Source organism: Spiroplasma endosymbiont of Notiophilus biguttatus (assembly GCF_964030985.1).
GTDB classification, from domain to species: Bacteria; Bacillota_I; Bacilli_A; order Mycoplasmatales; family VBWQ01; genus Spiroplasma_E; species Spiroplasma_E ixodetis_A.
In genome coordinates this window covers 1,228,879-1,241,774 of record NZ_OZ034993.1, presented here as the reverse complement: position 1 = coordinate 1,241,774, position 12,896 = coordinate 1,228,879, and the positions used below count along the sequence as shown (strand labels likewise).

10 protein-coding genes and 1 pseudogene are annotated in these 12,896 nt (G+C 24.1%); 8 read left to right on the top strand and 3 right to left on the bottom strand.

Annotated features, from left to right (window positions below):
• Positions 1-26: 26 nt before the first annotated feature.
• Positions 27-1,307, bottom strand: coding sequence for an IS3 family transposase (locus AAHM85_RS07490; protein WP_342261566.1), 1,281 nt, complete (start codon positions 1,305-1,307; stop codon positions 27-29).
• Positions 1,308-1,388: 81 nt separating this feature from the next.
• On the opposite strand from AAHM85_RS07490, the pseudogene AAHM85_RS07485 reads away from it, so the two are divergent.
• The 3 genes and pseudogenes from AAHM85_RS07485 to AAHM85_RS07475 all read left to right on the top strand — a co-directional run.
• A pseudogene (locus AAHM85_RS07485) lies at positions 1,389-1,478 on the top strand (IS5/IS1182 family transposase); the annotation flags it as partial.
• 390 nt (positions 1,479-1,868) lie between these two features.
• Positions 1,869-3,251, top strand: a complete 1,383-nt coding sequence (locus AAHM85_RS07480; RefSeq protein WP_342261565.1) for an MFS transporter — start codon at positions 1,869-1,871, stop codon at positions 3,249-3,251.
• A 707-nt stretch (positions 3,252-3,958) separates the two neighbouring features.
• A complete protein-coding gene (locus tag AAHM85_RS07475) occupies positions 3,959-5,455 on the top strand; it encodes a hypothetical protein (RefSeq protein WP_342261564.1) in 1,497 nt (498 codons plus the stop codon).
• Here the strand turns inward: AAHM85_RS07475 and AAHM85_RS07470 are convergent.
• Positions 5,427-6,216 (bottom strand): IS5 family transposase gene (locus AAHM85_RS07470; RefSeq protein ID WP_342260572.1). Its coding sequence is split into 2 segments (ribosomal slippage): positions 5,427-5,954 and positions 5,956-6,216, totalling 789 coding nucleotides; the frame shifts between segments, so codons are not numbered across the junction. The genes AAHM85_RS07475 and AAHM85_RS07470 overlap by 29 nt on opposite strands.
• A 524-nt stretch (positions 6,217-6,740) precedes the next feature.
• On the opposite strand from AAHM85_RS07470, the gene ptsP reads away from it, so the two are divergent.
• From ptsP to AAHM85_RS07450, 4 genes are all read left to right on the top strand, one after another.
• Complete coding sequence (gene ptsP / locus AAHM85_RS07465) at positions 6,741-8,480, top strand: phosphoenolpyruvate--protein phosphotransferase (protein ID WP_342261563.1); 1,740 nt, start codon at positions 6,741-6,743, stop codon at positions 8,478-8,480.
• 65 nt (positions 8,481-8,545) lie between these two features.
• A complete protein-coding gene (locus tag AAHM85_RS07460) occupies positions 8,546-9,055 on the top strand; it encodes a glucose PTS transporter subunit IIA (protein ID WP_342261562.1) in 510 nt (169 codons plus the stop codon).
• A gap of 349 nt (positions 9,056-9,404) precedes the next feature.
• Entirely contained in the window at positions 9,405-10,367 is a 963-nt protein-coding gene (locus tag AAHM85_RS07455; RefSeq protein ID WP_342261561.1) for an alpha/beta hydrolase, read from the top strand.
• A 192-nt stretch (positions 10,368-10,559) separates the two neighbouring features.
• A complete protein-coding gene (locus tag AAHM85_RS07450; protein ID WP_342261560.1) occupies positions 10,560-11,051 on the top strand; it encodes a hypothetical protein in 492 nt (163 codons plus the stop codon).
• 2 nt (positions 11,052-11,053) lie between these two features.
• Here the strand turns inward: AAHM85_RS07450 and AAHM85_RS07445 are convergent, their stop codons facing one another.
• Positions 11,054-12,364, bottom strand: a complete 1,311-nt coding sequence (locus AAHM85_RS07445; protein WP_342261559.1) for a hypothetical protein — start codon at positions 12,362-12,364, stop codon at positions 11,054-11,056.
• Positions 12,365-12,540: 176 nt separating this feature from the next.
• On the opposite strand from AAHM85_RS07445, the gene AAHM85_RS07440 reads away from it, so the two are divergent.
• A complete protein-coding gene (locus AAHM85_RS07440) occupies positions 12,541-12,813 on the top strand; it encodes a transposase (RefSeq protein ID WP_342261558.1) in 273 nt (90 codons plus the stop codon).
• Positions 12,814-12,896: the final 83 nt, after the last annotated feature.

Here is a 12,896-nt window from a genome sequence, read left to right as displayed (position 1 = left end):
TCGTTTTTTGTCTTGCTAGGCATTGGTTAGATAAGTTTACTTTCTTGTCTTCAAATCTGTACAAATTGATTTGGAGGCATTTTCAATCTAATAACTATTCTATCATTGTTTCAATATCTAACAAATTTTTCTAATATTTTATTAAAACTTTCCATACTTTCAAAAGTGCTACCAAACATCATTTTAAAATCTCTTTTAATTCAACGATTTAAACATTCACTAACTTGATTACCTTTAAAACCTGATAGACTTTTTGAGTGAATTAGATTAGTACTTGTATTAAAAACTTTACTAACAATTTCGCTTGTATTAGCAGAACCTAAATCTGATTGAATAGTCGTAAAATTACATTGTTTAGCACTCGCTAATTCTATTTGATTAACCACATTTAACACAGTTTTGGCATTTTCACTTTTGTTTATTTTTCAGCCAACAATTGAATTACTGTACATATCAGTAGCAAAAACAACTAATAATTTTGTTTTTTTATCACCAATAATTATATTTTTAAATCATGTGCCATCCATACCAACTTTTTCAAGAAAGTTATTACTTGAAAAATTACGTTTTAATAAATCTTTATTATTTTTTAAATCACTATTTTCTACTACTCTATTTGTTGATTTAGGTTCTAATAATAATTTAATATTATTATCTTTTAATATTTGTTTTATGCTTGTTTTACTGCATTTAAGACCTTTATTTTTTATTTTTAACTCTAATCTTACTTTTTCAAAACTAGTGATATTAATGTACTTTTTTTCATTTTTAATGAAAACTATTTTGTTTATTGCTTGTATCAAATTATCATTAATTTTTGATTGATATTGCTTTTTACCTTTTTTTACTCATAAATAGTATGCTGTTTTGCTAATAGCTATGTAAACAATAATTTTATTTAATTGATGACCTTTTTGCTTATATTTTTCTACTATTAAAAAACACTTATATTTTAATAATTTACTATTTTTTCCCCTTGTTAATTTCTTTTCACAGGCTAATTGCTCCTTTAAAAGTTCTTTTTCAACCTCATCTTTTAAAGCTTGTTTTCTAAGTTTATCAATTTCTTTGTTTAATAGTTTAATTTCAATATCTTTCTTATCGATCCTGTGAGAAGTTTGGGATTTAGAAATTTTGGTGAATGCATTTTCACCTTTAATTTGATATTGGTTAACCCAATTATAAATTAATACTGGAGTTGATAATTTATATTTGACTTGAATTTCATGTATTTTTAGTTTTTTATCAACTAAATACTCATTAACAACGGCTAATTTTGTTTCTTTTGAATAAACTTTATAATTCATAATTTCTCCTTCTGTATTAATTATTTTTAATTATATTACAGATTGAAAATATTAATTGGTAAACTTAAGTGACTGATGCCAAGATTATGAAAAAATTGTGAAAGAAAATTAAATACTAGTTTACAAATGGTTGTTCTTTCATTTATTTCAATTTTATTAAAAAGATTTTAAACAGGTTCTAAGAAAATTGTAAATTATTTTTTTAAAATTAAAGAAATATCTTTTCAATTTTAGAATATATCTGTTATAATGTGAAATATATAGGTTAGGACTAAAAAATTTGAGAAGGAGATAAATAAATTATTAGTACATTTTGTAAAACTGTTTAATAAATAAATGTAAATGAATTTTAAAAGGTGTAGAGTTAATATTTATTTATGGTATTTCAAAAAATAGTTTGGTAGAGAGTTATTTTTTTAATTTTTAATATTATTTATTTTTCCACAAAAACAAAAATTGTAAAAACCTATGTGTTAAAAAGTATGTTTATATTAAGTTTTTAAGAGCAGGTTATTTGGGTTACTATAATTTATGCATCCTTTTAGAAGGAGAGTAAAAAAAATGTCTGTTTTTAATAGACTTGCATGTGTTTTTAAGCCACCTGCAAAAAAAGAAATTTTTAGTGAAGACTTAAAGCAAGTTAATAAAAAATTTATTATTTTACGTAATCAAGTTTTTGGTTTTAGTATTTTATCGTATATTCTTTACTACTTTACTCGTCAAGCGTATACAGTAGCAGGTTCTGCCTTAGAAAGCAATGGTAGCATAACTAAAATGGAGTATGCTTTAATGGGAACAATTTTTGCTGTTGTTTATGGTGCTGCTAAATTTATTGTTGGAAATGTCGCTGATCGTAGTTCAGGAAGAGTAATCATGATTATTGGATTATTTGTTTCTTCTATTTTAAATATTATGATGGGTGGTGTAGTTGCTTTTGCTGGAACTAAAATTAGTGTTGGCCCCTTTGTAATGATGTTGAGTTTGATTGCGATGTTGGCTGTTTTCCAAGGTATGGGTTGACCAGCTACAGCTAGACTATTTTCTCATTGATTTACTGATAAAGAACGTTCAGGACGTATTGGAATTTGAAACTCAGGACAAAATATTGGTGCTGCTTTATTACCAGTTGTTGTTATTTCTTTAGTAACAGTACTTGATCCCGGTGGAACAATTTATGGTTTATATTTTTGAATTCCTAGTATTTTTGCTTTAGCTATGATTCCATTATGTTTATGAGGATTACGTGATCGCCCTGAAGCAGAAGGGTTACCTACTGTTGAAAAATGAAAAGGTGTTCTAGAACATAAAGAAGAAAGAGTAGAACTTAATTGAAAAGAAATTTTTGTAAAATATATTTTAAAAAATAAATTTTTATGAATATTAGCATTTGCTAATATTTGAGTATATGTTGTACGACAAGGACTGGCAGGATGAACATTAATTTTAATGAAAGATGTTCATGGCTTAGATTTAAAACACAGTAAATGATTTGCTGCCTGTTTTGAATTATCTGGTTTATTTGGTGGTATTTCTGCAGCATATTTTGCTAAGTGATTTTTTAATAATCGTAAAGCACCATTAATGATATTTGGATTATTAATTGCACTTTGTGGACTAGTTTTATTGCAAGTTGCTCCTCGTGGTAATATGCCTATGCTTATTGCTGCTTTAATGATTGCTGGTTTTGGTATTTATATGCCACAAGCGATGATTGGTGCTACTGCTATTGAACTAACAAATAAGAAAGCAGCAGCTACTGCTTCAGGATTTACAGGATTATCTGGTTATTTTCTTGGTGATGCTCTTTTTTCAAAAGTAGTAATTGCTGGTTTTGGTAATGAAAACTGAGATTATGTATTTTATTACTTTTATGGTTGTATTGCTGCTGCTATTATTTCATTAGCATTACTATGAACAAAAAATCAAGATAATAAAATATTATAAAAATATTATTAAATTAGTACCATTATATGTGGTGCTAATTTTTTTATTTAAAATGATATTTTAAATAAAAAAATTAGTAAAATTTTATTGATTTTCAAAGTTACGGTGTTATAATAAATTTAAGACACACAAAATTATTGGTTATTAGCCTACTAGTATTATTTTTTATTTTTACTAAGTAGTTTTTTTATGTTTTTTTGTAATGTCTTATAAAAAAGGAAAAATATATTGTTATTTTTAAATAAATCTAGTTATATATTCTTATTTCTTATTTAATGAATTTGCAATATATTATTTATGGGATTTTTCTTTTACATATTGATAGAAAAAATGAAATTTAGTTGATTCAATTATTCTTTGTAAGTAAAACAATAATTTCTTATATATAAAAAATATATATTATGATCTTTTAGTTTTATTCTAATATTTCTTTTTTAAATAGAAATATTAGAATAAAATCAAGAAATATAAATTGAATTGAATTAATATAGAAACATATAAATAGAATATCTAACACAAATATTAAAATTTCAAAATAAAACCTATATTTCTTTAAAAAAGAAACCGAAAATATTGTGTTAATTTTAAAATATGTTTAAAAAATCTTTGGAAACTTTTCTCAATCTTTATGCAATAAAATTTTAATTATACATAATAGAGAAAACGTGTTATTAATATAAGTTTAAAAAGGAAAGAAGCAAAGACAAATGTGTCCAATAAATGCTAATAGTGCCACTATAAGAAATCAAAATATAGAATCTTTAGTGGTAGGAATTGAAAATAATAATGAAATAGTTATTACTAAAACTAAAAAAATTATTGTAGAACTTGCAAATATTAGTTTAAGAATTCGTTATTATACCGATTACATTAATCAATATTGAAATAGTGATGAACAAAAATATAAAAATAAAGTAAGAATATATTTTGATGATTTAGGAGAAATTTATGAAAACTTACCAAAATTTATTAAAAAAGAAAGTGAAATAAGCTCAAATAATTGTTGTTGAAAAACTATTGAATATTTATCTTCTCCAATTGTGTTATTAACAGGTATTTCAATTAGAGTAGCACAAAGATATTTTTCAATAGCTGTAGTATCAGAAAAGTCTATAATAGGTAAAACTTTTATAGAACAATTAGAAATATTAGGCAAAGGAATGTTAGAATCATTAAAAATTCCTCAAAATTATGCTATGGCTGGTGTTGATACACTTACATCTTATTTTTTATCTTACTATCCATTTGGATTAAAAAGTATTATTGATTTATTACCTTCAAATCAATTCAAACAAAAAAAAGAATTAGATGAATATTTACCACTTGAAATTATTATTAAAAAATTAGAAAAACATTTAGAACTTAAAGAATATGAAAAATTAAATAAAATTAATTCGAACTTAGATAAGTTGTGTACTAATTTATCAACAATTATCAAAAAACATGATGTAATAAATCATATTAAAGATGAATTAAAAAATATTGATTTTAATGATGAATTTACTTTTGAAAAATTTAATTCTTTAATTAGTACAGAAATCAGTAATGATTTGTTAAAAGAACTTTTAAATGAATTATCAAAAACTGATTTAAAAAATGAAGACTATTCTATTAAAGAAATTATAAAAAATAGTTTATCCAATACTAACTTTTTTTTAACAACATTATTAATAAATCATTTAGTTATTACTGCTTCTTCTGCTTATACTGCTGAAACATTAACATGAGAATCTTATAAAGAAGATATAGTATCAATTAATAATATTATTTCAACTATTGTTCGTGCTACAGTAATGAGATTTGTTAATGAATATTTTATTAAAAATGCATTAAATACAATTTTTGAACCAGTAAAAAATTATTTTTGACCTCAAAATAATGATCATACATTATTACAATCATTTAAAAATTGAGTTAAAAATCAAAATAAATTAAGTCAATTTGGAGTCTTTATCGTTAGTTTTCTTTTTATTAGCGCTATTACTAATGCTATTAAAACTTATGCAGCAGATGTTACACAAAATAAAGGTGATTGAAAAAAAGCTTGAATTCAATTTAAAGAAACATTTCCAAAATTAGGAATGGTATTATCAGCACTTGGTGTAACTAGTTCTGATTTATATAATTTAACAAATAAAATGAAACCAACTTTTAAATTAATATATAAGAACCTGTTTAGAATCTTTTTAATAAAATTGAAATAAAGGAAAGAACAACCATTTGTAAACTAGTATTTAATTTTCTTTCACAATTTTTTCATAATCTTCTACATTTTTCTAATCAAGCAAAACTTCGCTCTACAACTCATCTTTTTGGTAATACTACAAAAGAATGTAATTCATTACGTTTTACAACTTCAACATTCGCATTTATAATTGTTTTGATTGCAGAAGCAAATTTTTCACCAGTATAACCAGCATCTACTATTATTTTTTGAACTGTAGAAAGATTTTCTTTTTCATTTTGAATCATTATTATAGCACTATTACGATCTGTTTTTTCTGCTGTAGTTACGTAAATTGCATGTGGTAAACCTTGAGAATCAACAGCAATATGACGTTTTATTCCTGAAATCTTTTTACCAGCATCATAACCTTTGTTTTTAGTAGTATCTGTATTTTTAACACTTTGTGAATCAATTATACAAAAACTGGTTTTTTCTTTTCGATGATTATTGATACGAACTTTTCTAACTAATTTTTTTTAAAATTAATTGTCATATGCTAGGTTCTTTACCATTATTTTTACTTCAAATTTGAAAATAATAATATACAGTTTGTCATTTTGGAAAATTTTTTGGTAACATTCTTCATTGACAACCACTTTTTAATACATATAAAACTGCACAAAATACTTCATATAAATCTAAATTTCTTGGTTTTGTTTTCTTTTTGACATTTTCTAAAATTAATCTTATGTTCTCAAATTGTTCTTTAGTGACATGACTTGGATAATTTTTATGCATATATACCTCTTATTTTAAAATATATAGTAATTTTACCTTATTCTCTAAAAGATTCTAAACAGGTTCTAAGAAAGAAGAGGAACAAAAGATTATTGATGAAGTATTATCTGAATTACCAAATATAATAAATCAAACAAATGGAAATGCTACTAGTGATGGAAGAGCATTTCTTACTAGAAGAATAAATGGTCATATTAATAATATTAATGAATGAGATGAAAATGATGTGCAAGATATAAATAACTCAGATAGAGAATATCTTATTCCTAATAATAATCGTAATCATGATCGTTCTCTTATCCAATGTGTAACTATCTAATTATATTAATATAGTGAAAATATTCCTACTTTTAATGAAATTAAAAGTAGGAATTAATATATGAAAAATATTTAAAAATATTAAAATCATTTTTATTTATAAAAAATTTAAATTATAATAAATATTTTATACAATATTTCATTTTTTTTATTATAATTTAGTAGACTATTAATAAACATTTTTTATAAGGAGTGAAATATATATAATGTTAAAAATGAAAGGTATTGGTGCTAGTAATGGCATTGCTTTAGCCAAAGCATTAATCTTAAAACATGAAACTATCAAAACTAATCCTAAAAAAATTAATGAAGAAGAAATAGAAGGAGAAGTTAAAAAGTTACATGATGCCTTAAAAATAGCAGGTGTTGAAATTAAACAACTCATCCAAAATACAACAAAAACTTTAGGTGAAGAAAAAGCCGCTGTTTTTGAAGCTCATTTTTTAGTAACAACTGATCCAGTATTAATTGAAGATACTGAAAAGTTAATTAAAGAAGAAAAATATAATGCTGCTAATGCTTTAGAAAGTACTGCTAATAAAGCAATTGCAACATTGCAAGCAATGGATGATGATTATTTTCGTGAACGTGCTGCTGATGTTATTGATGTTCGTGATCGAATTTTACGTAAAATTTTAAATATTAAAACTATTGATTTAAGTGCAATTAAAGAAGAAACAATTATTGTTAGTCATGATCTAACACCTTCAGAAACAAGTCAATTGAATCCTAAGTTTGTTAAAGGATTTTTATGTGATATTGGTGGTAGAACTTCTCATGCAGCAATTATGGCTCGTAGTCTTGGTATTCCAGCAGTTCTTGGTTTAAAAAATGTTACTACAAAAGTAAAAAATAATCAATTTTGTGTATTAGATGGTAATACTGGTGAAATTGAAATTGATTTAAATAGTAGTGAAAAAAATAAATGAGTTGCTAAACAAAACGCATGAATTCAAGAACAAAAAGAATTATTAGTATTTAAAGGTAAATTAACTAAAACTAGTGATAATCATGAAGTAAAGTTAGAAGCAAATATTGGTTCACCTAAAGATATGATTAAAGCAATTGAATATGATGCACAGGGAGTAGGACTTTTTAGAAGTGAATTTCTTTATATGGAAAGTAGTGATTTTCCAAGTGAAGATATTCAATTTGAAGAATATAAAAAAGTATTGTCTGCTACTAAACATAAGGTGGTTATTAGAACTTTAGATATTGGTGGTGATAAAGAATTATCATATTTAGTTTTACCAAAAGAAATGAATCCTTTCCTTGGTTATCGTGCCATTCGTTTGTGTTTAGATCGTAAAGATATTTTTAAAACTCAGTTACGTGCTTTAATTCGTGCTTCAACTTTTGGTAAATTAGCTATTATGTTTCCAATGATTGCTACTGTTGAAGAATTTAAAGCAGCTAAAGCATTATATGAAACATGCAAAAAAGAATTAATTAAAGAAAAAGTTAAAGTTAGTGATGATATTCAAGTTGGAATGATGATTGAAATTCCAGCAGCAGCAGTTAATGCCGAAACATTTGCTAAATATGCGGATTTCTTTTCAATTGGAACTAATGATTTAATTCAATATAGTTTAGCCGCTGATCGTATGTCAGAAAAAGTATCTTATTTATATCAACCATATCATCCATCAATTTTACGTTTGATTAAGATGACAATTGATGGTGGACATAAATATAATCGTCCTGTTGCCATGTGTGGTGAAATGGCTGGTGATAAAATTGCTGTTCCACTACTAGTTGGTTTAGGACTGGATGAATTTTCAATGTCTGCATCTAGTGTTTTAGAAACTAGAAAAATTATTAGTACTTTAAATAAAAAGGATACAGAAATATTAGCATCAAAAGCATTACAATGTGAAACCAATGAAGAAGTTAAATCATTAGTAGAAAATTTTTATCAAAAAAATAAAAATATTATTTATTTTTAAAGTTACATTATTTAATGTTAAAATTATAAACATCTAATTTACATAATTTTGAGGAGAATCGACATATGTTTTTCAAGAAAAAAAAACAATTACCTTTATTAATTTATGCACCAGTTACTGGTAAAGTTATTAACTTTAGTAAAGTTGAAGATCCAGTATTTGCTCAGGAAATGTTAGGAACTGGTTTTGCTATTATTCCTGAATATAAAGGTAAAGATGGAGTTGAATTTGTATCACCATTTGATGGAAAATTAGCAACAGTGTTTAATACAGGACATGCTTATGGTATTAAAGATGTAAATACAGGTATTGAATGTTTAGTTCATATTGGTATTGATACCGTTGAATTAGCTGGTAAGGGCTTTGATATTAAAGTTGAACAAGGTAAACCAATTAAAAAATCAGAAGTAATGGTTGTTGCTAATTTACAAGAAGTTAAGAATAAAGGTAAAAAAGTAACAACACCAATTGTTTTCACTAATGAAACAATGGAAGGTTATGTTGTAAAGCAAGTAGTAAAAGATGATGAACAAGTAACGGTTGGTCAATTAATTGCTGAAGTCACTAAGAAATAAATATTTTCGGAATTTTACCACATGAACAAGTTAATCACAAAAAATATTTTTCTTATAATGGTATTCATACAAATACAATAGAAAGTTTTTGAGCAATATTAAAAAGAGGTTTTATCGGCCAATTTCATTGAGTTTCAAAAAAATGACTCCAATCTTATTTAAATGAATTTTGTTTTAAATATAATAACCGTAAAGAAAAAATCACATTTAAAAATATCATAATTAAATTATTTATTAAGAATTAAGTGTTAACCAATAAGCGTAAAATTCCGAATATTTTTATTAAAACAAAATTAATTTGATAAAATATTAGTAAGTATTTATATATTATTGGAGGGTATCATTTATTATGGATAATTTTTGGCAACATTATTGATCAGCAATACTTATTTTAGTTTTAGCTATGTTAATAATACTTTATATTTTATATAGAATTTATCAAATTTTCCATATTGATTATCACTGAGAACTGAATCGTCATTTTCCACAATGAAGTAACGAGGGTATCATTACTAGGGATAACTATTTTTTACATACTGAATTTAAATTTGTTGATAATAGTAAATACATTATTATTGGTATTCATGGTATGGGTGCCTCTTTAACAGACTTTAAAACAGCTGCTAAGTTTTTTACTAAACATGGTATTTCATTTTTAAGTTTTGATCAACGAGGTTGAGGAGAAAATGAAAAATGAAAATATCATACCTTAGGAACAACTATTAATGATATTAAAGATATTATAACGGTTTTGAATGAACGCTATCCTAATAAAAAAATTTTATTAATGGGTGAATCATTAGGTTCAGCATTAACAGCATTAGCAATTAAAAGATTACCAAAAATGATTGATGGTGCAATTTTAACTAATTTTGTTACTAAGAAACAAATATTTAAAATAAAACCTTCATTAGTTTGTCATGCGATTTGAGGATTTCTATTTTATAAACATCATCCATTACCTATTACTTTTGATATGGAAACAATTTCTATTAACTCTAATTATATTAAAAAAGGGAAAATTAGAGCAATGACTAATATGAAATTTACATTATTATTTTCCTTACAAGCACAAAAATTAAGTAAACAAGTACCAAAAAATCTTAATAGTGCTAAATGTCCAGTTTTGATTCTTCAATCTGCAAAAGATATATTTGCCGATTTTGATAAAATTGAAAAAAATAATAAACGTTGAAGACAGGGTATAACTTATAGTTTTTATGAAGAAGGCAATCATGCAATTTTAAATGAACCCAATATTAATATTATTTTAGAAGATGTTTTAACTTGAATAGAAAAAGAACATATATAATGATTATTTATGATATTAGATCAAAAAAATAATTAGAAAATTTAAAATAGTATATAATAGTTGATTGAGTAATTTTTACTTTGTAGTTATAATATTATTTATAATTTAATAATTATTCATACCTAGTATAGTAATTTAACTATACTAGGTTTTATTAAATTAAAATTATATGTGAAAAGGAAGATAAAAATTATGAATATTATTACAGATCAAAAAGAATTGATGAATGAAATTGAAGTAGAAATAAAAATTGCTAAAGTTAAAAAAGAAATATTGGATGATATTTTAGATTCTGTAGGTACTCCTGCCTATATGCAGACATTTGGATTAGTACAATATATTAAACAACAATTAAATGAGGAAAAGTCAAAAACAAATCCTAATATTAAACAATTAATTTCAATTATGTTAGAACTTAATGAAGTAAAAGAAAAAATAGATGTCACAGGTCAAGAGTATAATTGACATAATGCTAGAAAATATCAAACACCTAATAATCTTGAATTTTTAAAAAGAATTGAAGAACTTAAAGTTGAGTGTTTAAAAACTCGCGAAGAATATTTAATTAATAATTCTAATCAAATGGCAGAAAACCAATCATCACCATCTAATCAAAGTACTATAAGAGACAATATTCATTGTAAAAATAATGCCTTAATTAAGGCATTATTTTTTATATATTAAATTTAATTTTTTTTAAATTGAAAGCAAATATTATCTAAATCAATTGCTAAACTACAACCAGCAATTAAATTTGATGATGAAGTGACACGTGCATTTCATTGATAATAAATATTATTATCATCGTGGTATACATAAAGATCAATAATTGGAAGTTGAATAATAAGATCAGAAATTACTACAACATTATAAGGATTTTGTAGTTCATATTTAATATTTTTATTAGTAGTAATATTATTAGTATCACCAGTAAGATTAGTATTTTCCTTATATGTACCCATATTATTAATTGATAGTTTAGAATTATTAAAATTAAATTTAGGATAAAGTTGTGAAAATTGTTCTCAATTTTTTGCATATTTAGTTCAATTTAAAATGATTTGTTGATCACTATTTTTTGATCAATCATTTTTATTAATATTGCTAAAGTCTTCTTTATAATGATAGTTAATATTTTGATTTATATTTTGGACATTTCATTTTGTATAGTAAATTGCTACTAAGTTATTATCATTATCAAAAATAAAGTTTAATGAATAATCTTTTATATTTAGGAAAATCGGTGAATTTTTAATAAAGTTAAAGATGTTAGTATTTTCAACAATTAAGTTAATAATATTATTTGTTAATTGGTTACTAATTAGTTTGTTTAAACTGCTTTTATTAATGAATTGTTGGCTGATATTATAAGCTATTGCTAAAGAAATTTTATTATTAATAGCAGCATCAGCAATGTAATATAACCCTAAGTTCTCACTAAGATTGTTGTTATTTTCAATTTTAGAAGCACCCACAATGTTAGAAATATCAATATTTTGTTCAAGACCACCAAATTGTAAATATGTTCAGTTATTGTCACCAACAAAATAATTTTGTTGATATTGACTAAAATTGTAAGCATCAGAATAATTAGGATTGCTTTTAAGTGATGTTACTTTCTTCTTGGTAATCATTTCTTGTTTTGTATTTTCAATGTTTAATTTTTCGTTTTCTGGAATAATGACATCATGATTATAAACTAGGTTGTCTGTTGTATCTACTAAGAAGACGTTTCTAGCATTGGTAAAAGTATAACCTTTTAATGCTGAAGTATCATAACTATAAAATTTATGATCGGTTGTTGATTGGTTAGTAATTCAGTCACTATTATTTAAATATCGATATTGATTATTAAATAATGATGTTTGATTAGTAGTGGCGTTTGCTTTTTGTAAATCATTTTTGCTAGTATTAAAGTGATTCACACTAGTTAAAATAGTGGTACTTGTTGCTAGTGAAAAAATACCAACTGTTAAAATATTTATTGTTTTTCTCATATTTTATACCTTTAAAATTATAACGATAGTTTAATATCGTTATTTATATTATAGTACTTTTAGGGAAATTCTACAATGTGATTAGAAAAGATTGAAGGCATCAGTCACTTAAGTTTACCAATTAATATTTTCAATCTGTAATATAATTAAAAATAATTAATACAGAAGGAGAAATTATGAATTATAAAGTTTATTCAAAAGAAACAAAATTAGCCGTTGTTAATGAGTATTTAGTTGATAAAAAACTAAAAATACATGAAATTCAAGTCAAATATAAATTATCAACTCCAGTATTAATTTATAATTGGGTTAACCAATATCAAATTAAAGGTGAAAATGCATTCACCAAAATTTTTAAATCCCAAACTTCTCACAGGATCGATAAGAAAGATATTGAAATTAAACTATTAAACAAAGAAATTTTGATAAACTTAGAAAACAAGCTTTAAAAGATGAGGTTGAAAAAGAACTTTTAAAGGAGCAATTAGCCTGTGAAAAGAAATTAACAAGGGGAAAAAATAGTAAATTATTA